Annotated in this window: 14 protein-coding genes and 6 pseudogenes; 5 read left to right on the forward strand and 15 right to left on the reverse strand. The window is 60.0% G+C overall.

From position 1 onward, the window contains the following. Positions 1-1,451: 1,451 nt before the first annotated feature. Genes scpA through AC04SF_RS29940 form a run of 3 tightly spaced genes read right to left on the reverse strand, consistent with a single transcriptional unit; the run spans position 1,452 to position 7,137 of the window. Complete coding sequence (gene scpA / locus AC04SF_RS29930) at positions 1,452-3,590, reverse strand: methylmalonyl-CoA mutase (protein ID WP_488480745.1); 2,139 nt, start codon at positions 3,588-3,590, stop codon at positions 1,452-1,454. Continuing rightward, positions 3,590-5,593 (reverse strand): acetyl-CoA carboxylase biotin carboxylase subunit, encoded by a 2,004-nt coding sequence (locus AC04SF_RS29935; protein WP_488480710.1) that lies wholly within the window; start codon positions 5,591-5,593, stop codon positions 3,590-3,592. The genes scpA and AC04SF_RS29935 overlap by 1 nt, the downstream gene beginning before the upstream one ends. A gap of 11 nt (positions 5,594-5,604) precedes the next feature. Continuing rightward, positions 5,605-7,137 (reverse strand): acyl-CoA carboxylase subunit beta, encoded by a 1,533-nt coding sequence (locus AC04SF_RS29940; RefSeq protein ID WP_488480711.1) that lies wholly within the window; start codon positions 7,135-7,137, stop codon positions 5,605-5,607. A gap of 218 nt (positions 7,138-7,355) precedes the next feature. On the opposite strand from AC04SF_RS29940, the gene AC04SF_RS29945 reads away from it, so the two are divergent. Further along, entirely contained in the window at positions 7,356-8,768 is a 1,413-nt protein-coding gene (locus AC04SF_RS29945) for a helix-turn-helix domain-containing protein (protein WP_488480712.1), read from the forward strand. A 261-nt stretch (positions 8,769-9,029) separates the two neighbouring features. On the opposite strand, the gene AC04SF_RS29950 is transcribed toward AC04SF_RS29945, so the two are convergent. Next, the gene (locus tag AC04SF_RS29950; RefSeq protein WP_488480713.1) at positions 9,030-9,737 is read right to left on the reverse strand and encodes a class I SAM-dependent DNA methyltransferase; all 708 of its coding nucleotides are present in this window, start codon (positions 9,735-9,737) and stop codon (positions 9,030-9,032) included. Further along, positions 9,734-10,426 carry an NAD(P)-binding domain-containing protein gene (locus AC04SF_RS29955; RefSeq protein ID WP_488480714.1) on the reverse strand — a complete coding sequence of 231 codons (693 nt, stop codon included), beginning with the start codon at positions 10,424-10,426 and terminating at the stop codon, positions 9,734-9,736. The genes AC04SF_RS29950 and AC04SF_RS29955 overlap by 4 nt, the downstream gene beginning before the upstream one ends. A 288-nt stretch (positions 10,427-10,714) precedes the next feature. Between AC04SF_RS29955 and AC04SF_RS29960 the strand changes: the two are divergent. Next, positions 10,715-11,411, forward strand: a pseudogene (locus AC04SF_RS29960) (IS630 family transposase); the annotation flags it as partial. Positions 11,412-11,662: 251 nt separating this feature from the next. On the opposite strand, the gene AC04SF_RS29965 reads toward AC04SF_RS29960, so the two are convergent. Next, positions 11,663-12,679, reverse strand: coding sequence for an IS110 family RNA-guided transposase (locus AC04SF_RS29965; RefSeq protein ID WP_488480746.1), 1,017 nt, complete (start codon positions 12,677-12,679; stop codon positions 11,663-11,665). 114 nt (positions 12,680-12,793) lie between these two features. Between AC04SF_RS29965 and AC04SF_RS29970 the strand changes: the two genes are divergently transcribed. From AC04SF_RS29970 to AC04SF_RS29980, 3 genes and pseudogenes are all read left to right on the forward strand, one after another. After that, positions 12,794-13,819 (forward strand): IS110 family RNA-guided transposase, encoded by a 1,026-nt coding sequence (locus AC04SF_RS29970; RefSeq protein ID WP_488480715.1) that lies wholly within the window; start codon positions 12,794-12,796, stop codon positions 13,817-13,819. A gap of 241 nt (positions 13,820-14,060) precedes the next feature. Then, positions 14,061-14,322 (forward strand): annotated as a pseudogene (locus tag AC04SF_RS29975) (transposase); the annotation flags it as partial. Between the two features lie 608 nt (positions 14,323-14,930). After that, positions 14,931-17,021, forward strand: a complete 2,091-nt coding sequence (locus AC04SF_RS29980; RefSeq protein ID WP_488480716.1) for a prolyl oligopeptidase family serine peptidase — start codon at positions 14,931-14,933, stop codon at positions 17,019-17,021. A 59-nt stretch (positions 17,022-17,080) separates the two neighbouring features. On the opposite strand, the pseudogene AC04SF_RS29985 reads toward AC04SF_RS29980, so the two are convergent. From AC04SF_RS29985 to AC04SF_RS30025, 9 genes and pseudogenes are all read right to left on the reverse strand, one after another. Beyond that, a pseudogene (locus tag AC04SF_RS29985) lies at positions 17,081-17,672 on the reverse strand (ATP-binding protein). Between the two features lie 15 nt (positions 17,673-17,687). Then, a pseudogene (locus tag AC04SF_RS29990) lies at positions 17,688-17,940 on the reverse strand (IS21 family transposase); the annotation flags it as partial. A gap of 672 nt (positions 17,941-18,612) precedes the next feature. Next, positions 18,613-19,118: pseudogene (locus tag AC04SF_RS29995) on the reverse strand (transposase); the annotation flags it as partial. Between the two features lie 236 nt (positions 19,119-19,354). Continuing rightward, positions 19,355-20,773 (reverse strand): CapA family protein, encoded by a 1,419-nt coding sequence (locus AC04SF_RS30000; protein WP_488480717.1) that lies wholly within the window; start codon positions 20,771-20,773, stop codon positions 19,355-19,357. An 18-nt stretch (positions 20,774-20,791) separates the two neighbouring features. After that, a complete protein-coding gene (locus AC04SF_RS30005; RefSeq protein WP_488480718.1) occupies positions 20,792-21,400 on the reverse strand; it encodes a hypothetical protein in 609 nt (202 codons plus the stop codon). A 222-nt stretch (positions 21,401-21,622) separates the two neighbouring features. Then, positions 21,623-21,988 carry a hypothetical protein gene (locus tag AC04SF_RS30010; RefSeq protein WP_488480719.1) on the reverse strand — a complete coding sequence of 122 codons (366 nt, stop codon included), beginning with the start codon at positions 21,986-21,988 and terminating at the stop codon, positions 21,623-21,625. A gap of 795 nt (positions 21,989-22,783) precedes the next feature. Continuing rightward, a pseudogene (locus tag AC04SF_RS30015) lies at positions 22,784-22,890 on the reverse strand (IS630 family transposase); the annotation flags it as partial. A gap of 266 nt (positions 22,891-23,156) precedes the next feature. After that, complete coding sequence (locus AC04SF_RS30020; RefSeq protein WP_488480720.1) at positions 23,157-23,939, reverse strand: methyltransferase domain-containing protein; 783 nt, start codon at positions 23,937-23,939, stop codon at positions 23,157-23,159. A 484-nt stretch (positions 23,940-24,423) separates the two neighbouring features. Further along, positions 24,424-25,247 (reverse strand): IS5 family transposase gene (locus AC04SF_RS30025; RefSeq protein ID WP_488480721.1). Its coding sequence is split into 2 segments (ribosomal slippage): positions 24,424-24,473 and positions 24,473-25,247, totalling 825 coding nucleotides; the frame shifts between segments, so codons are not numbered across the junction. Positions 25,248-26,110 lie beyond the last annotated feature (863 nt).

The raw sequence follows: 26,110 nt of genomic DNA on the forward strand, positions 1-26,110 counted from the left end.
GATAGATGGCGTCATCATCTCAACGTGGGCACGTGCGCAACGGCTGCGTCGTCGTGAGTTAATTTCGGACAGCGACAGGTAATTTTTCGAGACCCCGGTGGCGACCCGCCACATTGGTCAGTGATCGTTTCATGATGGGCCTCTCCGAAGCCACGACAGATAGTTCTGGACTCACCGGAGATCCGGCTTTGTTCGGCGACTTCACAGCTACTATGGCGCAGTCAGACTTCTCTTGTCCGTTCATCATCGGCTACGGCTCCTCGCCTTCCCGATGCGGACCGGTGCGGTTGGAGCCGCCCGGCCGGGCAAGAGATCTCCCCAGGTTCGGACGTGTTCCTTTCATGCTTGATGTGGCCCTAGACCCCGGCAGGGCGACGGTGCCTCGCTTATCGGCTCCGCACATGTTGCCTTCGACAAGTGAGAACGTCTCGGCCCCTGCAATATTATCATTATCGTGGCTCACTCCCACACCCCGCATGATTGCTGTGTACGCTTCGCCGTGGTCGTCACCTCCCACGCCGCAACACTCGCTACCGGGCGGGCGCAACCCCTTACCCGGGCCGGACTCGCACCGGCTGGAACACGCCACCTTGGCCTGGCGCACCTCACTATGATTTCGTCGTCCGCAACATCCCGCCGGCACAGCTCTGGACATACCGACACGCAGTCTGAGGCGCGGGACGAGCGGTAAGTGGGGGCGTTCCGAAAAATCACGCTGAAGGACAGGACGGTGGTCATCGCGAAATACGCTCCATTGCGCTTTTTCTTCTTACGACGCCTTGCGGGCAGAGGCGCACTCATCTGCTACGCACTTCGCCCTGCGGACAATAGATACCAAAGCCACCGCCACCTCGAAAATCTCGCGATGGCGCCTCGATACCAGGACCGGCCCGCCATTTTTGGGACGCGATGCGTGCCGGTGCGTGGCCCGGATCGTGCGATGTATTTCCTGAGCGCGTCATGCCGTCGTCCATTCACCCGGCCGAAGCTCCCGATTGCCGGACCCTGATGAAGGTTCCCTCTGGAAGTAACGTCTTCTTGAGAGCGTGACGATCTGCGCCGTCTTTGCCGTGCCCGGCATAACATTCTGCCTGCCGCGCGCGAGAAATACGACAGGCGCACGAAACGCGCGTTCTTCCGTTGCTTGCGATGAATTCGCTTTCGTGGAAAGGGAGGTCGCCCGTCAGCCCAGATGCGCCGCGACCGCGCTGGCAAGCATGCAGCTGTTCCACGCATCGACGCGGCAGGGCGCAGTGTATTGGAGCGATTTGTTCGACTCTCAAGATTACTTGATTGTGGAATCAAAGGACCAGCCTGCACTGGCCCGTGTTCGGCAGCCAGACTGAGAGCCTGGTCCCTGAGGCAAATTCGACAACCCTTGCGACTACACCGCTGCTATACCTGCAGAGGGTCATCTCAATGGCTTGCCGAAGGCTTGACCACAAGCGTCTTCATTGATTGCGACGCCTACCTTCAATGAGATCGACGACCGCGCGCGCGGCATCCAAGATGTGGGTTCCAGGGCCGAATACAGCGGCCACCCCATGGTCCATCAGGAACTGATAATCCTGACGCGGCACGACGCCACCGCACACAACGATGATGTTTTCGGCACCCTTTGCTTTCAACGCCGCGACGAGCTGCGGCAACAGAGTCTTGTGTCCGGCCGCGAGCGAAGACGCTCCGATGACATGAACTGCAGACGCAACCGCCATGCTTGCTGCCTCTTGCGGGGTTTGGAAGAGTGGACCCGCGACCACGTCGAAGCCGAGATCGCCGAACGCCGATGCGATCACTTTGGCGCCACGGTCATGGCCATCCTGGCCGAGCTTGGCCACCATCAGCTTCGGCCGGCCGCCAAGCGACACGGAAACGTCCCTGATGCGGGACGTCAGGGTCTGGTATTCCGGCTCATTCTGGAAGGCGGCGCCGTAAACCTCCGAAGTCACCTCGGGAACGGCCACGTGATCGCCGAAGGCGCGGCGCAGAGCATCGGAAATCTCCCCCACCGTCGCGCGAGCGCGCACCGCTTCAACTGCTGCTTGAAGAATGTTGCCCTTGCCGCTGGCCGCGGTCTTGCCAAGCACGGCAAGGGCTGCGTCGACGCGCTTGGGGTCGCGCTGACGCTTTGTCTGTTCGAGACGACGGATCTGCGCCTCCCGGACCGCCGCATTGTCGATCTCAAGACTTTCGATCGGGGCCTCATTTTCCAGCCGGTACTTGTTGACCCCGACGATCACTTCGTCACCGAGGTCGATCGCGGCCTGGCGGCGGGTCGCCGCCGTCTCGATCAGGCGTTTTGGCAGCCCCTCAATGACGGCCTTGGTCATGCCGCCTCTTGCCTCGACCTCCTCGATCAGCGCCCACGCCGCGTCGGCGATTTCCTTGGTCAGGCTTTCGACATAATAGGAGCCGGCCAGCGGGTCGACGACCTTGGTCACACCGGTCTCGTGCTGGAGGATGAGCTGGGTGTTTCGCGCGATGCGCGCCGAAAACTCCGTCGGCAGGGCGATCGCCTCATCGAAGGAGTTGGTGTGGAGTGACTGCGTGCCGCCAAGCACCGCGGCGAGCGCCTCATAGGCCGTGCGCACGATGTTGTTGTAGGGGTCCTGCTCCTGCAGCGAGACGCCCGATGTCTGGCAATGCGTGCGCAGCATCAGCGATGCAGGCTTCTTCGGTTCGAACTCTTCCATGATACGCGACCACAGAAGTCGCGCTGCCCGCAACTTGGCGGCCTCCATGAAGAAATTCATTCCAATCGCAAAGAAAAACGACAGCCGCCCGGCAAAGTCGTCGACGTCGAGGCCCTTCTTCAACGCCGCGCGGACATATTCGCGTCCATCGGCCAGCGTGAAGGCGAGTTCCTGCACCAGCGTCGCACCGGCCTCCTGCATGTGATAGCCGGAGATGGAGATCGAGTTGAACTTCGGCATCTCCTTTGCCGTGTACTCGATGATGTCGGCGACGATCCGCATCGAGGGTTCGGGCGGGTAGATGTAGGTGTTGCGGACCATGAACTCCTTGAGGATGTCGTTCTGTATGGTCCCGGAGAGCTGGGCGGTCGGGCAACCCTGCTCCTCGCCGGCAACGATGAAGCAGGCAAGGATCGGGATGACCGCACCGTTCATGGTCATGGAGACGGAAACGTCCTTCAGCGGGATGCCGTCGAACAGGATCTTCATGTCCTCGACGGAATCGATAGCGACACCGGCCTTGCCGACATCGCCGACGACGCGCGGATGGTCGCTGTCATAGCCGCGATGCGTGGCGAGATCGAAGGCAACCGACACGCCCTGCTGGCCGGCGGCGAGTGCCTTGCGGTAGAAGGCGTTCGATTCCTCCGCGGTCGAGAAGCCGGCATATTGGCGGATCGTCCACGGCCTGCCGGCGTACATCGTCGCTCGTGGTCCGCGCACGAATGGCTTCAGGCCGGGCAGGGTGGCGAGATGGACGGTCCCATCCAGATCATCTGCCGTGTAGAGCGGCTTGACGTCGATGCCTTCGGGCGTGCGCCAGACCAGGGCGTCTGGGGAGGCCTTCAGCTCCCGTTCGGCAAGAGTGCGCCAGTCGGCGAGTTTGGCGTCCACCATCATTCGAACTCCAGAATGGGTTCGTCGACCGCGAGGCTTGCGCCAGCCTTGGCGGCGATCCGTTTGACGACCGCGCGCCGTTCGGCGCGCAGGACGTTCTCCATTTTCATCGCTTCCACCGTTGCAAGAATCTGGCCAGTCTCAACCGACTCTCCTTCGGACACGGCAATCGAGGTGACCACCCCGGGCATCGGGCAAAGCAGCAGCTTGGAGGTGTCCAGCGGCTGCTTCTTCGGCATCAATCGCGCGAGCTCGGCGATAGCCGGGCTGCGCACATGGGCGACAACATCCATTCCGCGCCAGCGCAGTCGGTGGCCGGTTCCTGACCGCGATGTTTTGATCGATGTAGTCTCGGTGCCAATCTGGAAGTGCGCTATATGCCGTCCCGGCAGCCAGTCGCTTACCACGCTCAGAACCGGGCCGTCATCGAATGACACCGCGGTTGCGACTTCCTCATCGCTCACCGCGATTGCGAAGGCATGGCTGCCAAGCGTCACGATCCAGTCAATGGGGACTTTGCGACGATGATTGTCCATCGCTCCGGATATTTGGACATTGCGGTGCTGGAGCTTCCAGTTGATGTGCGCCGCAACGGCCGCGAGCTTGCGCTCATCCGCATCGGTTGGGGATACACCTGCGAATCCGTCCGGAAACTCCTCGGCGATGAAGGCCGTGCTTAGCCGCCCCTCGCGAAACCGAGGATGGTCCATGACAGCGGCGAGAAACGGCAGGTTGTTGCCAATGCCTTCCACTTCGAAATCATCCAGTGCAGCAGCCATGGCGTTGATTGCGCCCAGCCGATCGGGCGCCCAGGTGCAGAGCTTCGCTATCATAGGATCATAGTGCATCGAGATGTCCGAGCCTTCGATCACCCCAGTATCGTTGCGGATCAGTGAACCATCTGCACGTGCACCCTCAGCGGGCGGCCGGTAGCGTGTCAGACGACCGATCGAGGGCAGGAAATTGCGATACGGGTCTTCGGCGTAGAGTCGGCTTTCGATCGCCCAGCCGTTCAGCTTCACATCTTCTTGGGCAAAGCGCAGCTTTTGGCCGGCGGCGATGCGGATCATTTCCTCCACCAGATCGATGCCGGTTACCAGTTCGGTGACCGGATGCTCGACCTGAAGCCGCGTGTTCATCTCGAGGAAGTAGAAGTTGCGGTCGCGGTCGACGATGAATTCAACCGTACCTGCCGAGTGGTAGCCGACCGCCCTGGCAAGAGCGATGGCCTGCCTGCCCATCGCCTTCCGGGTTGCTTCGTCAAGGAACGGGGAGGGGGCCTCCTCGATGATCTTCTGATTGCGGCGCTGGATCGAGCATTCCCGCTCGCCGAGGTAGACGATGTTGCCGTACTGATCGCCGAGCACCTGGATTTCGATATGACGTGGTTCGGTGATGAATTTCTCGATGAAGATGCGGTCGTCGCCAAAGGCGTTCTTGGCTTCGTTTCGTGAGGACTGAAATCCTTCGCGCGCCTTGACGTCGTTCCAGGCAATGCGCATGCCCTTGCCGCCGCCGCCAGCGGATGCCTTGATCATGACAGGAAAGCCAATCTCGCCGGCGATACGCACCGCTTCCTCTGCGTCCTCGATCAGGCCCATATGGCCGGGCACGGTGGAGACACCGGCAGATGCCGCGATCTTCTTCGAGGTGATCTTGTCGCCCATCGCCTCGATGGCGACGGGCGAGGGGCCGATGAAGGCCACTCCAATGGCCTTGAGCGCCTCGGCAAAATTCGAGTTCTCGGACAGGAACCCATAGCCCGGATGGACCGCATCAGCGCCAGTGGCGGTGACGGCATCGAGAATGTTGGCAATGCGAAGATAGGACTGGGCCGAGGCAGCGGGGCCGATATGCACCGCTTCATCCGCTTGCCGGACGTGCAAGGCGTCGCGGTCAGCGTCGGAGTAGACGGCGACGGTGGCTATGCCCAACCTCTGTGCCGTCTTGATCACCCGGCACGCGATCTCGCCACGATTGGCAATCAGGATCTTCTTGAACATTTTTTGCGCACTCAAAGCGGGATCGTATCGTGCTTCTTCCAACGCGTTTCGATGCTTTTTCCCCGCAGAGCGGCAAAGGCACGCGCGATCCGCCTGCGTGAGGAATGCGGCATGATCACCTCGTCGATGAAGCCCCGCTCGGCGGCAATAAATGGGTTGGCGAAGCGCTGCTCGTATTCTTTGGTGCGAGCCGCCAGCCTCTCGGGATCGCCAAGTTCGGACCGATAGAGGATTTCGGCCGCGCCCTTTGCGCCCATCACCGCGATTTCGGCGGTTGGCCAGGCGTAGTTGATGTCGGCGCCGATATGTTTGGAAGCCATCACGTCGTAGGCGCCGCCATAAGCCTTGCGGGTGATCAACGTGACCATCGGCACGGTCGCCTGGGAATAGGCAAACAACAGCTTGGCGCCGTGCTTGATGACGCCGCCATATTCCTGGGCGGTGCCCGGCAGGAAACCGGGCACGTCGACGAGCGTCAGGATCGGGATGTCGAAGGCGTCGCAGAAGCGAACGAAACGCGCCGCCTTGCGGGCGGAATCGATGTCGAGGCATCCAGCCAGCACCATGGGCTGGTTGGCCACAACGCCGACGGTCCTGCCCTCGATGCGAACCAATCCGGTGATGATGTTGCGGGCGAAGGCGGCCTGAAGCTCGAAGAAGTCGCCTTCATCGGCGATCGCGAGGATCAGTTCCTTCATGTCGTAGGGCTTGTTGGCGCTCTCCGGCGCCAGCGTGTCGAGGCGCAACTCGATCCGCTCGGGATCGTCATAAAATGGGCGCACGGGCGGCTTTTCCCGATTGTTCAGCGGCAGGAAATCAAACAGGCGCCGGACCTCTTCCAAAGCCTCGATATCGTTTTCGAAAGCCCCGTCCGCAACAGAGGATTTTTGCGTGTGCGTTGCCGCACCGCCCAGTTCCTCCGCGGTCACGATCTCGTTTGTGACCGTCTTGACCACGTCGGGACCGGTCACGAACATGTACGAGGAATCTCGAACCATGAAGATGAAGTCGGTCATGGCTGGAGAATAGACCGCGCCACCGGCGCACGGGCCCATGATCACAGAAATCTGCGGAATGACGCCGGAAGCATCGACATTGCGCTTGAAGACGTCGGCGTAGCCGGCAAGCGAGGCGACACCCTCCTGGATGCGTGCGCCGCCGGAATCGTTGAGGCCAATGACCGGCGCCCCGTTGCGCACCGCCATGTCCATGATCTTGCAGATCTTCTGGGCGTGTGTCTCTGACAGCGATCCGCCGAGCACGGTGAAGTCCTGTGAGAAGACGTAGACCAGCCTGCCGTTGATCGTACCCCAGCCTGTGACCACTCCGTCCCCCGCGACCTTCTGTTCAGCCATGCCGAAGTCCGTCGCACGATGCGTGACATACATATCGTATTCTTCGAAGGAGCCTTCATCGAGAAGCACCACGAGGCGCTCTCGGGCCGTCAGCTTGCCTTTGGCATGCTGGGCGTCGACACGCTTCTGCCCTCCGCCCATACGAGCCTGCGCACGACGGATCTCGAGTTGTTCGAGAACGGCTCGCATCAGCGGCCAGCCTTTGCTTCAAAGTTCAAAGCCATCGGCAACGGCGTCGCGGGGAGCCGGCTTTGCCTCGAACTTGGGTTAGCTTGGCTGGACAATCGCATGAGCGCCTCCACTGGAATAACGCTCCGCATTAGTTCGCCGGCAATGCTCGGGAAAGGCTTGACCGTGTGCGATTGCGAACTGTATGAAATCGCAAACAGCAATATGCGAATTTGCAAATGGCTAACGGTAAGCTCTTCATTGGACGCCGCGTGCGCGAACTGCGGGGAGCCAGCAAGGCCACCCAGGCGGTTTTCGCCGAGCGGCTGGGGATCTCGACCAGCTATCTGAACCAGATTGAAAACAACCAGCGCCCGGTGTCAGCAGCGGTGCTTCTGGCGCTCGCCGAAAAATTCCATGTTGATATCGCTTCGATCGGCGGCAGCGAGGCCGACCGATTGCTCTCGGCACTGAGCGAGGCACTTGCCGACCCCGTATTCGGCGGTGTTTCAGCCGGATTTCAGGAACTCAAGCTCGTTGCCCAAAACGCACCGGCTTTCGCTCATGCATTGATCACTTGTCATCAGGCGTATCGCAGAAATAGCGAGCAGCTTGCGAGCTTCGACGACCAGCTGATCCGAACCAATGCTTTTGCCGAGCCGACACCTTATGAGGAAGTGCGGGACTTCTTTCATTTTGTTGACAACTACATCGATGAGCTCGACCGGGCGGCCGAGCATGTGGCGACAGCCCTGGGCGTGCCGGATCGAGATGTCGGTACGGCGTTGGCAGATCACCTGGAGCAGCAGCATCACATTCGCCTTGCACGTGCTGGCAACGGCGAGCGGGTGATCAGGCGCTTCGACGCTTCGGCGCGCGTGCTGTACTTGAACTCATACTCACCTGCGCCGACGCGCAGTTTTCAAATGGCACTCCAGATCGGGGCCCTGGAGCACCGGGCGGAACTCGATGCCATCATCGAGCGAGCGCGCTTCCGGACCTCCGAAGCGGCAGAGATATGCAGGATCGGCCTGCAGAATTATTTTGCCGGGGCGCTTATGTTGCCATACCGTCCCTTCCTGGCCGCCGCAAAAGACCTCCGTCACGACCTCCAGCTGCTCGCAATGCGCTTCGGCGCCAGCCTTGAGCAGGTGGCGCATCGCCTTTCGACCTTGCAAAGGCCTCGGATGAAGGGCGTGCCGGTCTTCTTCGCGCGCATCGACCGGGCTGGCAACATCACCAAGCGCCACAGCGCCGCGAAGTTGCAGTTCGCGCGCTACGGTGCAGCTTGCCCGTTGTGGAACGCTCATCAGGCATTCGAAACCCCAGGCCGCATGGATTGCCAGTTGGCCGAGACACCGGACGGCGTGCGCTATCTCAGTATCGCGACGGAAATCACCAAGGCAGACGGTGGATTCGGTTCTCCTCATCGACGCTATGCGATCGCGCTCGGATGCGAGATCTCCGATGCGGGCGATTTCGTCTACGCGGACCGGCTGGATTTTGCGAACAGTTCAGCCTTCGAGCCCATCGGCGTTTCATGCCGCATTTGCGAGCGTACGGATTGCATCCAACGCGCCGTTCCGCCGCTCAATAGGACGATTGCGATCGACCACGACCGACGCAGCGAACTACCGTACACGATCTGCTGATTGAGAGTGACCGCAAGTTGTCTGATGCCAGTTCTGACGGGCGTTTTCGAGCCGCCCGATCTTGTCTCGGGCGGGAATGCGTGCCGCGTAAGTGCAATTGCTTTTTCCGCCGTGCGTTAACGGTTTACCTACTTACACGAAGTCACAACGGTGGCCGGACGGCGCTCTATGGGACGTCGTGTTGTTGGTCAATAATGCAAAATCGGTTAGCCCGCGTGGCATCGGCTGACAGTTTCACCAGCGACATTTGCGGTGGCGTAGTTATAGTCGCGTCTCCGTTGGGGCGTTGGCTTTGTGGGTGACCTGGAAAACCCAATAGTGTGCGACGTCTTCCTTGATGTATTTGGCGTCGTTTAGACACTGCGCCGTTACAAGTAAGCCCGCATCCTGGAGACGCCGCGCCTCGTCTTCGAAGCATGTGGTCTCCACGTAGCTTTTGCGGGTGCTTGCAACAATGAACCCATTTGGCCGCGTGACGCGAGCCAGTTCGCCCAGCGCGGTCGGTCGGACATGCCCGAGCGTAAAGACGCCACAGCAGACCGTGAGGTCATAGCTCGCGCTGGAGTAGTCAGAGAGCGGACCGTTAAGATCGACCGCGCCTCTCACATGGCGGTAGACGCGGGTTTGCCTGGCCTGTTCGGCCATCTCCTCGGAGAGGTCGATCCCGTCGATCAATCGGAACCCGAGCCGTTCCAGTTCCACGCCGACGAGGCCCGTTCCGCAGCCAGCATCCAGGGTTGCTATGGTTGCTCGCTGCCTGTCCAAATAGGCTGTTTGCACGGCACCCGCGAGTTCCGCCACGATCATCGGCCCGCAATACCCGCCGCGCCCGACATCCAACTCGTATGAACCGGCCCATCCGCGATAGTAGTGGGCCAAGCGATGGGCGTCGCTGTCAAGGGCGTGCAAATCCTTGAGACGCTTTCGCGAAGCTTGCTCCAGTTTCGTCTGCTGATCGGTGGTGTTCATGACAGTTTCTCCGTACGGCGGCAGGTGAGATGCGGTATAGCCGTCGGCGGCGCAGCAGCCGCGGCTAGACCTACAAACTGTTCGTTATGGTACTGCCCAAGCGGAGGCGCCGAGGTCCAAGTGATCAGGTCGTAGATCAGGGAGCCTGCTGCGCTGCAATACCCTCGCGCACGCTTCGGCAGAGCGCGTGGCCGCTCGCAACGGCTGGATAAGAGGGCAGGTCCGCCAGTAATTTGACTGCTTTGCCCCGACCGATGTCTACTCCATGAAAGGAGACGGCTCTCTTGGGTTGCAACACCGCCTCGTTCTAGCGAATATACGCCAATTGCTGCCGCCGGACGGGCGATCTTGATCGTATTGTGGTAATTTGTCGTGGATGTGTGGATCAAAACGCCGCCCGCTGGCATTCCAGCCAAAGCGCGTTGCTCGCCAGCCATGTCGTCAACCACGTCTCGTGGCATGAGCAGACTGCGAGCCGTGTGGCGCGGTGCGTGATGCCACCGGGCTCCCTTTTCCGGCACGTATTTCGCCGCAGGATCGAAGCCGAAGACGTCCACCTGATAGATGCCTTGCAGGAGCTTGGCAATCATCAGTCGCCCCATGCTGCCAGTACCAATGAATGCGATTTGTTGGCGGCCGCGAAAATGGGCGGCGCGCACCACGCTTCCTTCAGCCACTACAGTAGACACTGACCCTCCTGCATAGCTCTGTCTCGATTGATTTTTCGTAAGCGCAATGACACGGTCACAGTTAAATTTAATCAACACCCAATTATTGTTAAAATCAAGTCATTATATATTACAATTATATTGTGTTTATATTACTGATCATGATATCATCTAACATTTCTGGTAGACTCTTTTTATCAATCTGAATCTCGGACTAGAGCGGTTCACGGCTTGATGGAATCGAAGGGGATTCCCGATTTGTCGGTTTTGTGATTCAAGATGCTGGCTGGGAATGGAGGCCAGCATCTGATGACCCGACCTCTTTCCAATGATCTTCGCGAGCGGGTTGTAGCGGCGGTTTTGGGTGGTGAAAGCCGCCGATCGGCCGCCAAGCGGTTTGGCATTTCGATTTCGGCCGCGGTGAAGCTGTTGCAGCGCCATGGGACGACCGGCGCGGTGGCGCCGGGCAAGATGGGTGGACATCGCAAGAGAGTACTGGAGCCGCACCGTGCCTTCATCGAGGCGCGTATGCGTGAGACACCTCATTTGACGCTGCACGGTCTGAAGGATGAGTTGGCCGCGCGCGGGGTTAAAGTCTCGCACAACGCAGTGTGGCTGTTCTTGCGCCGCGAGGGCCTGAGCTTCAAAAAAAACGCTGTTCGCCCTTGAGCAGGCGCGCGCTGATATTGCCCGCAGGCGCCAGCGATGGCGATCCTGGCAGACCGGTCTCGATCCGCGGTGCCTGGTCTTCATCGATGAGACCTGGATCAAGACCAACATGGCTCCGCTGCGAGGCTGGGGGCCGAAAGGCAAGCGGCTGCGCGGCCTGGCTCCACATGGCCACTGGCGCACGCTGACCTTCCTCGGCGCGCTGCGCTGGGATCGGCTCGCGGCACCTTGCGTCTTCGACGGCCCGATCAACGGCCAATGTTTCCGCGCCTATGTCGAGCAGCAGCTCGTCACAGTTCTGAAGCCCGGCGACATCGTCGTCATGGATATGTGTGGACGCCCCCGTTGGTGCAAGAAGAATTTTTCGAAGAGCGCGGAGCGTGGCCGGGTGCTGACATGTGTCCGGCCTCTGTTGCGGCTGTCACATGCCGCGGGCCCGTATGGGAGTTCGCGGATCGGGTCCAATTCAACCTGGCGCGCTCAAGGCGCGTATCCATGATCTGGTTTTCCCGATCCCGTCTCGTTGACCGTTGCGCCATACTCTCCGTTCGACCTTCTCACACCATGGCAGCCCGCTCGAGGAGCGGACTATCCTGCTATGGCCGGCGTTCGATAGGTTCCGCCTTTGGCCATTAATGCCCACACGATGCGCGCCGTCTTGTTGGCCAAGGCGACGATGACCAGCATGGGTGGCTTGCGCTCAAGCATCCGCGAAAGCCACGGATCCCCGGTCGACCCCTTCCGCATGGCCCAGCGCACAGCGGCGCTGGCCCCAATGATCAGCAGCCGTCGCAGGGTTCGCTCGCCCATGCGGGATGTCTCGCCGAGCTTTTGCTTGCCGCCCGAAGAACGTTGCAGCGGCGTTAGTCCGAGCCATGCCGCGAAGTCCCGGCCTCTCTTGAAGGTCTGAGCGGACGGGGCCAACGCGGCAAGCGCCGTCGCGGTGATCGGTCCTATACCGGGAATCGTCATCAAGCGCTTGGCTTCCGCATCCTCTCTGGCGCGCCGGCCAATCTCTCGGTCGAGCTCGGCCACTCTCGCATCCAGCGACCGCAACTGCTCAACGAGTAAAGACAGGATCGGGCGGGCGGCTTCGGGGACAGTGGGGTCCATCTGCTCAATCGCCGTAACAAGTTTAGTGACGTGGAAGAGGCCTTGCGCAGCCACAAGTCCAAATTCCGCAAGATGACCGCGTATTGCATTGATCGTCTGGGTCCGCTGGCGAACCACAAGATCGCGGACGCGGAACACAATGGCCGCGGCCTGTTGCTCTTCGCTCTTCACCGCCACGAAACGCATGGTCGGCCTCTGGGCCGCTTCGCAGATCGCTTCCGCGTCGGCTGCATCATTCTTTTGCCGCTTGACGAAAGGCTTGACGTAGCCCGGAGCGATCAGCCGGACGCCATGACCCAGCTTCGCGATCTCCCGCGCCCAATAATGGCTGCCGGCGCACGCTTCCATGGCAACCGTGCAGACCGGCTGAGAAGCGAGGAACTCAAGAACGTGATCGCGGCGAAGCTTCTTTCTAAACAGGACGGCTCCCAACGCATCTGAGCCGTGCGCCTGGAACAGGTTCTTCGCCAGGGGGCGTCCACATGGGGTAATCGCGGGAGCGACGTGCCCTGGAGCCGATCATAGCGTTGGAGGGTGGCTGTTCCCCGATAAGATGGAAACGGGCTCACGACTGGATGCCGGGCCCAGCATCAACGGAGAACAGCCATGACAGAATATATCGGTCTCGACGTGTCGATGAAAGAGACGGCGGTGTCGATCCGCCGTGGAGGCGAGCGGATCTGGCGCGGAAAGTGCGCATCTGATCCCAACATCATTGCCGAGCTTGTCCGCAAGCGGGCGCCGGCCGCAAAGCGTGTCGTGTTCGAAACCGGCCCGCTGTCGGTGTGGTTCTATCATGCGCTGCGCGCCGAGGGATTGCCAGCCATCTGCATCGATGCGCGCCATGCCAAAGCCGCTCTCGATATGGCGGCGAACAAGACGGATGCGAATGACGCCGATGGTTTGGCGCATCTTGCTGAAGCGGGGTTCTTTCGCGAGGTGCGAGTAAAAGGCTTCGACAGTATGTTGACCCGCACGCTCGTGGCAGCACGCACCCGATTGGTCCGGATCACCGTCGAGCTTTCCAACCAGATCCGCGGGATCATGAAAACGTTCGGCCTGCTCGTCCCAGCAGGTAAGGGAACTGCATTCGAAAAGAATGTCCGGAGCCTCCTTATCGATCAGAGCGAGCTTGCTCCGATCGTGATACCAATGTTGGAGGCCTGGCGCGGCATTCGCATTCGCGCCGCCGAGCTCGGGCGGCAACTGGTTACGGATGCTCGTCAAAGCCAAGCCTGCCGCACCCTCATGTCGATTCCCGGCATCGGCGTGATCACCGCGACCTCTTTCGTCACCGCCATTGAGGATCCAAACAACTTCAAGAAGTCCCGCTCTGTCGCTGCTTGGATCGGCCTGACAACCCGCCGATACCAATCGGGAGAAGTCGATTATGACGGCCATATATCCCGGCGCGGGGATCGACATCTGCGAGGGCTTCTCTACGAAGCCGCCGCGGTCATCCTGACACGCTGTTCGACCGAAAGCAGCCTACGTGCATGGGGTCTAAAGCTCCGGGAGAGGATCGGCTTCAAACGAGCCGCCGTGGCCGTCGCGCGCAAATTGGCGGTGATCATGCACACGATGCTCAAGACCGGCGAGCTCTTCAATCCGAGTGCAGGAGCCACGGCGTAAATCCAGATAGCGTTCAGAATCTGAGCGCCTGAGGCGTCCCTGCCGGGACGTGAGCCGAGCCATTCCGCTGATGGGGTTGCACCGCTGTCTCAGCAAAGTGCGTCGTCCACATTGAAGGCTCGTCCCGCGAAGCTCCATCATGCGGCGGCCGATGTCGACCGCGAAGACAACCATGCACCCGGCAGCGCCGTATCAACGCGATAGATGCTTGACGCCCAAGCTGCGATTAGACAACCCCATCAATCTAGGAAGTCATAAGTCGGCGGCCATCAGGCAGATGATCAAGGCTGCTGGCGCCAGGCTTTGGTACCTGCCGCCCTACTCCCCCGGATCTCAATCCGATCGAGCAGGCCTTCGCCAAGATCAAACACTGGATGCGCCAAGCGCAGAAACGTACCGTCGAGGACACCTGGCGCCACATCGGCCACCTCGTCGAAACCATCGAGGCAGCCGAATGCAAGAACTACTTCGTAAATGCCGGATACGCTTCCGTCAAAACGTGAAAGGCTCTAAATGGAGAAAACGCGCTGGGCGAAAGCCATTCGCGCAGCCGTCTAATCGCGCAGGCCGGCTAGATGCCGGAATTGACCGGCTTTCGCGAGCAAAGCCAAGTTGTGTCGCTGTCCCTCAGGTGGTGGTGTGGAAACGGAGTCCGAGCAATCTGTTCCAAACACCATGAGAGGAACACCCTTGAACACTAAGCCGTTGGCGCAACGTGGAGGTGACTAGAACGATCTTGCGGAAGGCGTCGCACCGTTGCATGCCGGGCCTGTGGCTGCCCGGTCGCGACCAGGAAGATGCGCGGAATCGCCCACCGGCTGCGGATGAATAGTAGCGCCCCGCTCATGCCAATTGGCCACTCGCAAGGATACGGTTTTAGTTATTGTCGAATCTTCGACTATGTCGGACATGCGACACAGCGCCATCAAAGGATTTCATTGTTCTGAAACGATTTTCCTGGTTGGCACGGCACATGCAGTGCCACCCGCAAACACACTGCCGCGCCGCGCCGACTGAGAAGAACTCACCCCATGATAATGCTTTTCGAACTTGCGGCCGGCGCCGCGGACACTGAGCGTTCCCGAGCCAACAGTGTTCAGGTTGCCCGGAAATGACCGCATTCGATTTGCTGCCAACTCTGAATGCTCCCGACGATGATCCCTATCTTTGGCTTGAAAATGTAGAAGGCGAACGGGCACCTGCCTGGGCGGCCAGTCAGTCGGCCAGGACCCTTGAGCACTTCAATGGAACCCAGTTCGAGCGCGACTACGACGCCGTGACAGCGATTTTCGACCATCCCGACAAAATCCCCCTGATCACGCGCCGGGGCCAGTACCTCTATAATTTATGGCAAGATGCCGGAAATCCGCGCGGACTGTGGCGCCGGACTACCCTTGCCTCCTACATGGAGGTGGACACGCATTGGGAGCTATTGCTCGATCTGGACGTCCTCGCCGCCGGCGATGGAGAGGACTGGATCTGGGGCGGTGCATCGCTTGAGCCGGAGAAGGGGGAAAGAGCCGTTGTACGCCTGTCGCGCGGCGGCGGTGACGCTGTCTTGCATCGCGAATTCGATCTGGCAACTCTGAGCTTCGTCGCCGACGGTTTCAATCTGCCGGAGGCCAAGGGCGGCACTAATTGGCTCGACCCTAACACGCTTCTGCTGTCCAGTGCACTTGGTGCGGGCATGGCTACCCGCTGCGGCTCCGCGCGCACCGTGCGGCTATGGGAGCGTGGCACCGATCCGCTCACCGCGCCGGTAATCTTCGAAACCGGTTCCGAATCCCTCGGCGTGTCCGGCCACCTGGATCGCACCGCCGAGCGCGAGCGGCTTTGGTTCATCGAGCGGCCGGCCTTCTTTGAAAAAATCTGCCGTATCGGCAATAGGAGCGGGCCGAAAACGCAGATCGGCCTTCCTCGGGACGCCTGGTGGGATGCTTTCAGCGATTGGCTGGCGGTAAAGCCGCGCAAGCTCTGGACGACTGGCGGGACGACCTATGCCGCAGACGCGCTGATCGGCATCTCACTCTCCTCCTTTATCGCCGGCGAGCGCGATTTTAGCACCCTCTTTGCACCAGTCGACAGGCGCACACTACAGTCATTCTTCTGGAATGACGGGAAGCTCATCATCTCCTATCTCGCCAACCTCGTTCCGCTTTTCGAGATGTGGATACCCGGCCGTCAGGAATGGACGCGCCAAGCCCTGGAGACCATGCCTACCGAAGGGACTGTTCATCTCTGGCCGCTCGATGCGGAACGGCACGAGTCCAATGGACAGGTCCTCGTGTCGGCTCAGGACCCGATCACGCCGCCGCAGCTTCTCCTATTCGAACTCAATGGCGCGCCGCCTCTCGTCGCTCCAGTGATCCTCAAGCGCAACCCGGAGAATTTCGATGCATCCGGGCTGGTGGTCACGCGCCACGAGGCAGTCTCGACCGATGGTAAGATGATCCCCTATACGCAGGTCGGCCCGGCGAGCAGCAACGGGGATGCTCCGGTTCACCTTACCGGCTATGGCGGGTTCGGCATATCGCTCCTGCCATGCTACAACTCCCTTATCGGCAAGCTATGGCTCGAACGCGGCGGCACGTGTGTGATGGCGAACATGCGAGAGGGCGGTTCAGGCGTCGAATTCGACACCCGCTGGCACGAAGGCTGGGGCATGGAGAGCAAGCGTCTCGCTCATGACGATTTCGCCGCAGTTGCCACCGACCTCGTGCGAAGGGGCATTACGCGACCGGGGCGGATTGCTGCCGAGAGCGGATCAAATGGCGGCCTCCTGGTTGCCAATATGCTGACGCGCTATCCTGAGCGTTTCGGCGCTCTGTTCTGCACAATTCCGCTTATCGATATGCGCCGCTACACCAAACCTTTGGCAGGCGCGAACTGGATTGACGAATATGGCGACCCCGACCAGCCGGAGGATTGGGCGTTCCTGAAGGAAATCTCCGCCTATCGCGCCGCGACGCCGGGACAGCCCTATCCGCCGATCCTGCTTGCCACGACGCAGCGGAACGACGGCGTTCACCCAGGCCACGCGCGCAAAATGGCTGCAAAGCTGCAAGCTCTTGGCTACCCGGCTTATTTCTACGAGCCCACCGCAGGCGCTCACGGGCCCGGCAATCGGCAGCGGGCCGCATTGATTGCCTTGGGTACCAATTTCCTTCGCATCGCGATCGGCTGGCAAGCCGATCGCGATTGATCGTGAGCAGCCATTTCACGCGATCATGAGCGGCCGCTTCGACCGACCTGTTGATTGATTCAGGTGTTTGCGGCTGCTTCAAGAGCGTGGGCGCGGGCTTTATGTTTTCGCATGCTTTCTCCGATGAGTTGAAGGCGGCGAGCGTCGTGAACGAGGCGATCCAAAATCGCATCGCCCAGCGTGGGATCGCCGACAACATGGTGCCAGTGTTCCACGGGGATTTGGCTGGTGACGATTGTGGGCGCGCGGCCGTGGCGATCATCGAGGATTTCCAGGATGTCGCGGCGTTGTGGCCGAGGGCGCAGGCGATCCAACTCTTCCCCAGGTCGGTTGCGACGGTGACCAGCACGTCTCCTGGCGGTCGATCCAGTCACCGCAGACGGCCCTGGCGAAGACGGCGCGGTCGATCCCGCGCGGGGTACGCAAATCGACATCTTCCACACAGACGCTCCGGCGCCGCGCGGCGAATTTGAGGCCTGTGGTGAGCCGTTTGGTGTCGCGCTCGGCGGCTTCGCGATCGACAAGAAGCCCAACGCGCCCCTCGAACGACCGGGCATCGAGATCCGGTGATCATCGCTGCTCCTCGAAGGCTTTGGCCATTCCGGTCAAGCCGAGTGCGATCACTCGTTCAGGGTTGGGATAGGTGAGCATTGCGATCTCCATGGTTCAGTGGAAATAGCCCTGACCGCGGATGCTGCCGGTGGCGCAGGGTTGATGGTCAGGCGTCTCGTCGAGGAAAGCGATCAAGGCCGTTCCCAAGGATCGAACGGATCGAGGCGACGGAGAGTGCTTTGATGAGGATGCCGCGTTGGCAGGCTGCGTCGACGCACGCGCTGCCGTAGCTCTTGGTCAGAGAAAGAATGCCGAGACAGGTGCGAAAGCCCTGTTCGGGGTGCGGCCGGTCAGCGATGACAGCTTGGGTGCTGCTCACGATCGTCTGAAATACGCAATAAGAGCACGTTCAAATAAAGAGCGAGGGGTGGCGTCCGAAGTATGTCGCGACCCTGCGCGCAGCGGCGGCAAATTGATCTGCGCACCACTCCGGCGGCAATGGCAACGTTCCGTAGGAGGCTAGTCTCCCATGTTCCCTGTGAAGATTAGGCAAGAAGGCTCGGCTGCTTGGCTGGTTTGACAAGCAGTCGGATCGGCTGAAGCTGCACAGGGACTGGGTGGAGCTCAGAGACGACGGTTGATCAGAGACTCATCCTTCGCTTGGGGGCTGTCCTCGGTCGCGAGGCGGGCGTCGGCGCATCGGCTCGGCCACATAACTCCGTGGTCAAGAAATGATGGATGACCTTCTTCGCCCTATGCCTTTTGCCACACGTCACGTTTTGCTTGCAATTGATGAGGACAGCACGGCGACGGGATAGGGCCTTGAGACGACGGTTGATCCAGCTCTTATCCCCGGGTTGCTTACCGCACTTCCGTAATCCATCCTGGGCTATCTAATCGGGCGTTGGGCTGATGCCCAGCCACATAGTTACGACGGGAGTTCCCTACCCGCTATATCCCGTCACCGTGCTGCCCGGTTTTTCTTCCAGGGGGCGCGCTTCTCGGTATCCTGATCTTCGATGAAGAAGCGCACTACATCTCAACGCACCGGTTCGACCTGGAGGCCGATGGCCTCTACAGGAACGCCGCCATCCCGTGCGCGATTGCCGCAACGACGATGGGTTTGTTCTTGCCGGCCGCCGTCATGCTGCGGGAGCGGGTGCAAGCCGGGTCTGCGCCTTCCAGGCGATCTCGCGCACCGCCTTCGGCAGACCTCGAGGACGCGAATGGGCTCCGTCACCCGGGCCGGATAGCGGTAGCTCCAGGCGCCTTCATCAGCACGCGGCGCACACGGCGATTGCCGGCCAACGTCCGGCCGCCGCGCTGACCGTCTCGCCGGTCGAGCGCTCCGAGGGCACCAGGCCGAGAAAGGCCATCAGCTCGCGGATTGTAGAAGCGGCGGACATCGCCGACTTCGCTGACAAAAGTGACGGCGACGATGAAGGACACACCATGCAGCGCCTGATAGGCCATCACCACCCGCGCCATCGACCAGCTTGGCACTAGCTCGGCTAGCTGGGCATCCAATCGCTCCAGCCGAGCCTGTCATCGGTGATGACGTCGACCTGATCCTGGAACACGATCGGCTGGGGCGGATTCTTGGCGGTGAGGGCCCGTTTGTCTGCACGATGCCCTACCATCTCCTTCGCTGGCACCAGGGGCGAACTGCGTTCGCATGACGGCGAGAGCGGGGGAAAACGTCGCGGTGATGCGGAAATCGGCAACCAGCATCAGACAAAACGACGGCAATCTAGCCACCGCCGCGTCAGGCAGTTCGCAACTCATTCCCGCACCAACCGCCTCTGGAAATACCGGGTATGCAGTTGGATCAATCCCACGCCGTTCTCGATCCCGATTTTGGTGCCATAGGGCTCCGAGAGCTTCCGGAGCCGTTCCAGAATGGCTGTTGCTTGCGGGGCGGAGGCGAGACGCGGCACGCCCCGGTTCGCAAACCTCTCGGACCTTCGCAGCTCGATTGGATAGAGCGACAAAAGGGTGAGCTGATTGTCATCAAATCGGCTGACGGCAACAATGCTCTCATAGAATTCTACGCCAGACTGGGGGCCCACTAACCCTTCGACCGTCGGGTATCCTTTTGCTATCTCATCGACCGTCACTTCGGCGTCTGTATCGAACCGTGGGTCCTTGCCGTATGCTTCGAACATATCCGCGCCGACTGGCGTTCGGATATCCTGGCAGAGAAAATTTCCCAGGCTATAAAAGATGGCGCGTCCTTTATAGATTTCTATTCCTCGCAGGATATGAGGTCCATGTACGATGTATGCGTCTGCACCAGCATCGATGACCTGCCGGGCAAACGACTGCTCGTAATCAGGTGGATCTTGACTCCATTCCCCGGGTTCATGCCCGTGGTTCGTCACAATGCAAAAGTCGGAGAATTGCTTACCCCGACGAATGTTCCGCAAAATATCTGCGACGTCGCGCCTGTCAGCTTCGAAGCTATAGCCGGGCCTCTCGCTAGCCTTGTAAATTGTCCCGCCAAGTACGACCTTGTCGGGATCTTTGTCGGGGAGATTGCAGCCCGGAAGCACTTCGCGGACACGCTTCAATCCTTCAAGCATTTCTCCAGGAAGCAGAGTGCTTTTCGTCAAGCGCAGGGCGTTGAGTCCGGGTCTTCCGGGCGCCTCTCCAGCAGGATCGCACGCACGAGCCATCGGGCTGAACGTCGTCGCAAACGAGATCATCCCCACGCGGCCGCGGGGGGTCTCGAGAAAGCGGGCTGCACCGGCCTGGCCGAGAGTTTCCCCAGCTCCCGCGTGTACGATCCCGTTCGCGTCGAGGGCCCGGGTGGTCTCACGCATACCTTCGACGCCCCAGTCAAGTGTGTGATTATTCGCGCGACTCACCATATTGAAGCCCATCGTCTTCAAGTCAGCTCCCAGCTCCGGGGCACTTATGCAATACGCACCGCCGTACTCAGCCTGCGGGCATCCCTTTGACTGAAAGTCCAAGATGTTGGTTTCCAAGTTGCCGAACGTCACGTCAGCCCCGTTGAAGATCCTGAGAACATCGGCGAGGCCTGGATGATAGCCTTTTGTTACGGGACGCGCGTAAAGAAGGTCGCCAACCGCCGCCATTGTGAAGCCGTTTGCAACGTTCGTGGCAATCGAGCCAACCGTATCAAAGCAGCCATCCTGCTCGATTGGATCGCGATCGCTCTCGTGCGAGTGTCTTTCCATATAATTTCCTCGTTTCGGTTAATATAGTTTACCGTGACAGCGTCTGTGCTTCTGATGCCAAACCAGTCGAAAAAGGACCTGCCGCTTCGGACTGAAACGTTCAAAGCTCTCGACCGGTTCACTGATAATTCGCCCTACAGTGAGGCGCGGTTTCAGCGATGAATAAGGATCCGAAAAACCATCTGCATCGGGCGCCAAGCGTGAAGTGGTTGTTTCTTGAAGCAAAGGACAGTTCACGCGCACATAACCTCTTCGGCGGGCCAGCACGCCGTGGCTCGCCGTGTCTTCACGTATGGGCGTCTTCTCGCGGCAAATATCGATCGCGAACGGCAGCGAGGCGCAAAGCTGCTCCCGACGATCGACTCGCGCAGGTTTGGCACGATGCCGCGAATTGCTGGAAGGCGGCGCTGGGAGGCCGCGCAGCGGATCCGGCACCGATCGCGTGAGGTCCTGAGTGTAGGAATGCTTGGGGCGCGCGAACAGACCGATTGCGGTCGCCTCCTCAACGACCCGGTCTGCGTACAGAAAGTCACGCGTTGGCAGGTCTCGGTCGCAACACTCAGATCTTGCGTGATGAACATGACAGCCGTTCCAAGCGTGCTCTTTCAGATCGACTATGAGCCGCAAGATCTGTGCCTACATGGTGACGTCAAGCGCGGTCGTGGCTGGTAGGCGAGCAGGCGAGCAGGCGAGCAGGCGAGAGCCATGGCGAAATGCAGTCTTCAGCAACAGATGAAGGCCCGATCGCGAATGGGAGAGCTTTGAAGGGCTGGTGGATTTGAGGAAGAGACCCAGGCCTTCCTCGGGTTCGTGCCGTTCTTCGCCGCCGACGGCACCGGGCCAAGCGCGTCAAGTGCCCCAGACAATTGCCGCCAGCACGCCCGCGGTCCGCGAAGAAATTTCGGTGGGCTGCATTCCAAGCGAGAGGTCAGCAAATTTGTTGAAAGCCGGCTCGATAGTGTAACGGGCGGAGCCCAGCCAAGCTAGGTTGAAAGGCTGGTGGTCGTCACTCACAATGATGGTGTCGCGGGAGTGCGTGCTCCATAGCATCAGGGAGACGACCATGAACAAAATGCAGGGATTGACGTAATATTGGGATACTCGAGTGTGCGCGTGGTAGATGCGGATGGCCGCATCGTACGGGAAGCAAAGGTCCCCAGCGACCCTGATCAGCTGATAGCCTGGTTTGGCGAGCTTGGCGTGGCCATGGAACACATTGGTCTGGAGGCCGGTCCCTTATCGCTATGGCTACATGTGGATGACGAAGGCGGGTCTGGCGGTCGAACTGATCGACACGCGCCACGTGCGCGCAGCCTTCAAGGCGATGCCGGTGAAGACAGACACGCGCGGGGCATCGGCAGTTGATGCGGCTTGGCTGGTTCGGGCCGGTCCATTGCAAATCTCTTCTCGCCCCAGGACGTGCGCGTGCTGCTGACCGCCTGCAAGCTCACAGGGAACGCTTCACGACATCTAGATGAGCATGCGGGCTAGTGCGCGGCTTGGCCTCAAAGGGTAGGGCCGACTACGCGGCGCACCGATGCGGCACCGATCCGCGAGCTGATTGCAAGCCATCCGACGTTGCCCATAAGCCAATGCCAACCATGGCCGCCTAATCCGGAAGAAGACAACAATACAAGTTTCGGACGGGCAATCCCATCATCTCCCCTGGAAGCAAGGTCCCTTCGCCGGGACGATGGATGGGTTAGGCCGCCATAGGGCAAGCAGCACTCAGGTAACTGCGTTGCTGGATCGGCCAGCCGATTCTCAGCAGACCCCACAAAGCAGGGGCTCAAGTGCTGACTGCGGACAGAAGCTAGCACTCGGCGAGGGATTAAGCCCAGCTATAGAAGTCCCAATGACTGGTGGGCCTGAGGGCGGCCCGTCATCCGTTATGCAACGGAAGAAGGGCAAGCGGGGTGACCGGTACAGGGCCTCAAGCATCGGAGACGGGGCTCGTGGAAGATACCGATTTGTTGGCTTGGATATTGACAAAATAGCGGAGAGCGGACGCACTTGGTGTCCGCGTTTAACGGCGGCGATGATCTTGCGGGGTCGCCGGTCCACTAGAAGGGTTTGGGCTGCTGGTTGTGCTCTTGGAGGAAGCGGTCGACAATGGCGTGAGCAGGCGGATCGACATAGAAGCCTACTTGTCGACCAACTGCGGATCGTCGGAGAGTTTCAACTGGCGCCAGCGGTTGGCTACAGCCCGCGCGCCTTATGCGACGGACCGCATTAGGGCAAATACTGGCCGCAGCCGCCATCATGACGGCGCTCCAGGGCATCGTCTCGCGATGCGGGTCCAGCAACGTCAGCGCCATCACACGGTCGGCTACTTCAGGCTTCGAAGCCTCCCGTGGCGAAGCGCTCCTACTAACGCCATACTTCAGGTTTGGATTTGCCGCTTTGCTGCATCATCTCCACGATACCCACACCGTCGCCGCCGGTAGACTGAGATATGACGTTCGGATCGTTTGGTGAACGCGCCTCTCGACCAATCTCCCCACCGCTCCGTCAACTCAAGCCCCGCGCATTCGGCCATGGTATCGAGTTCCTGATGATAAACGTAACGAACGCGTTGCGGTAAACGTTTGACCGACGTACCAGAAAACCAGAGGAGGGTTGAAATCAGGCTCTGGTTTAGCGGATCGTGGACAGACACGTTGACGATCGTATTCTCATGATCCACTAGCCGCGCCTTTGTAGTTTGCTGGCCGCCAACGAGAGGATTCAAGCCTGGCACCCACAGTTCTATCACCAAAACCCCCTCATCATCTAGCGCCTCCGCAGCAGATCGGAGACAAGCTATTTGCGCTTCGCGCGTGAAAAGCAGTGGGAACGTGAAATAAATGCAATACACCAGATTGTAGCGTTGGTCTGAGCTGAAATGGGCAATGTCTCCCTGCCACGCCTTAACTAGATCAGTACGCTTGGCGAGAAGTTTTAACATACTGCAAGAATTATCGATACCTTCGACCTTAACGCCACGCCCGCTCAACGGCACTGCCACGCGCCCGTCGCCTATACCTAGTTCGAGGGCACTGCCTCCGTTGCAATATCGCTCAAGAAAGGCGACCGTCTCGTCTACCTCAGCAATTTTACCCTGCACGGTGGTGTATTCTTCGTAGATGGGGGCGTAGATCTCACCATAACTGAATTCATCAGACATGTTATATTCTCCTGCCACGTGGTCCAGCGATTATCTCAACTTATCTTGACGCTGTAATATTCGAAAATGATTTTGCGTGGCTGCTACCAAGCGCGTTTAGTCTCCCGTCGACCGTGAAACGTGTTCCGTGCAATCATAGCAACTCGAAAGATGTGCTCGCGAACGTGCTGCTACGCCTCACCGTGCAACGCGTCGATAGTGTCCCTGCATAGTGCCGTTCCGTCGCAGGCAACTGGCGAGGGATAACTCTCCAGCGGAATCGTCGATACTGACATCGAACGGCTCCGTTGCCGGGGGCGAACGTCGCAGTTCAAAGCGCAAGAGGTGTGCCAGCTCAAAAAACGGTGTCAATCCAATTCGTCGGCCTTTCGCGTCCGTTTCTGCCTGTTTGCTTTGTCACAACTTTGTCGGGCTTCCAACGATTGGGCAACGGCTGCGAAAAGTTTTGCGTCTGAGTGTCTGAATCGGAATGACCGCCGTGCTTTCATGCGCTTGCGAGCCTTCGGGTGAGCATTCGGATGTTTGCGATAAGCACCAGGCCTGTGCGGATTCGATGGATCGCTCGAAGTCCTTTGCCAGCCTCCGGCACCTGCCCAGCCAGGCGAAGGTTCTCTCGACGACCCATCGGCGCGGCAGGACGTCGAAGCCTTTGGCGCTGTCCGACCGCTTGATGATCTCCATCGTGAACGTGCCGATCCTTTGCAGGGCGCCTCGCAGTTTCGGCCCTGCGTAGCCGCCGTCGGCGAAGACATGGCGCAGCCACGGCCAGCGCTTCAGTATGGATTTCAGAACGGCCGGCGCACCGTCGCGATCCTGGATGTGGGCGGGGTGGACCACCACGCCGACCAGCAGGCTCAACGTGTCGACGACGATGTGGCGCTTGCGGCCCATGATCTTCTTCCCAGCATCGAAGCCTCGTATTCCGCCGCTCTCGGTAGTCTTGACCGACTGGCTGTCGATGACGCCGGCCGTCGGGCTGGCCTCCCGGCCTTCCCCTTCGCGCGCGGCCATGACGAGTTCGTTGCTGATCGCACGCAGCACACCCTCGTCGCGCCAGCGCCAGAAATACTTCTGCACCGTCGAGAACGGCGGGAAATCCTTCGGCAAAAGCCGCCACGCGCAGCCGGCCGAAGCCAGATACAAAAGCGCGTTCACAACCTCGCGCAAGCTCGTCTGGCGCGGCCGGCCAATGCGGTTCGGCGATGGCATCAGAGGCTCGATCAGCGCCCACTCCGCGTCCGTCAGGTCGCTTGCGTAGCGCGGGCAGCGCCGTTCATAGTGGGGGCGAGTGGTTTCGGTCCAGGGCATCATGATCTCCGTCGAATCTCAGCAATCCGACAGAATCACAACCCGCTGAAATCACTCACTTCTTTTTGGAGCAGACACTGAGATCATGTCGAGTGGCTCAGCCATTCGGCCTTCGCCCTCACGGGACTGGGCAGCGTGCGCGGCCGAAGGAGCGGAAGTTCCTGAGGTTCAACTGTCGTGTTGACTTCTGTGGTTGACGTCCGTTGTGCAAGGAGTTTCTGACTTTCCGAACATTTGATCGAGTGCGGTCTTCTGTCAGGTCTTTTGAAGGGGGCACTTGTCGAAGACGCTGGCCGCTATGGTGGTCTGCGCATCAAATCTCATGTGCGTGCTTGAAAGCAGCGAGGCAACAGTTGGTTTCCCGATCCCGATCGGTTCGATGGTGCGCCCATTCATGGCGGCTATTCGGTATCAGCAAACGCGGCGATCGCTATCTGCACACATTGATGGTCCATGGCGCTCGCGCTGCGGTCGGCAAAGCAGCCGGTAAGCAGGATCCTCAAAGCCTCTGGCCAGGTAAGCTGCGGCACTGGCGGCATCCCAATGTCACGGCCGTCGCGATCGCCTGCAGAATGCGAGGGTATTGGCTCATGCTATCGGGCGGCACATTCTACGAGCGCGTACCGTCGGACAAAGCAGCTTCAGGCGAAGCGGCAAACGAAGGAACAACAGAAGGAGGTCTCACCCCGGCGTGCCGACAACGTTGTTGAGCCGCATCAAGAACCCGGATATACGTCAGCAGTTGTGACCGACGATCTTGATCTAGCCGACCCGTTGCAATCGGGGGAGGTCCGTATACGTTCCACATATACCGCGCACGTCTCTCCCAAATCGCCGTGCCACAACTTATGCTGAGGGGCTAT

This window comes from Mesorhizobium sp. CNPSo 4671 (genome assembly GCF_057784245.1).

Coding starts and splice junctions, on each gene's coding strand:
- AC04SF_RS30000 (WP_488480717.1), bottom strand. CDS start 20,773: ATGGAAAGACACTCGCACGAGAGCGATCGCGATCCAATCGAGCAGGAT.
- AC04SF_RS30020 (WP_488480720.1), bottom strand. CDS start 23,939: ATGTCTGATGAATTCAGTTATGGTGAGATCTACGCCCCCATCTACGAA.
- scpA (WP_488480745.1), bottom strand. CDS start 3,590: ATGGTGGACGCCAAACTCGCCGACTGGCGCACTCTTGCCGAACGGGAG.
- AC04SF_RS29940 (WP_488480711.1), bottom strand. CDS start 7,137: ATGCGAGCCGTTCTCGAACAACTCGAGATCCGTCGTGCGCAGGCTCGT.
- AC04SF_RS29945 (WP_488480712.1), top strand. CDS start 7,356: ATGGCTAACGGTAAGCTCTTCATTGGACGCCGCGTGCGCGAACTGCGG.
- AC04SF_RS29950 (WP_488480713.1), bottom strand. CDS start 9,737: ATGAACACCACCGATCAGCAGACGAAACTGGAGCAAGCTTCGCGAAAG.
- AC04SF_RS29970 (WP_488480715.1), top strand. CDS start 12,794: ATGACAGAATATATCGGTCTCGACGTGTCGATGAAAGAGACGGCGGTG.
- AC04SF_RS29980 (WP_488480716.1), top strand. CDS start 14,931: ATGACCGCATTCGATTTGCTGCCAACTCTGAATGCTCCCGACGATGAT.
- AC04SF_RS29935 (WP_488480710.1), bottom strand. CDS start 5,593: ATGTTCAAGAAGATCCTGATTGCCAATCGTGGCGAGATCGCGTGCCGG.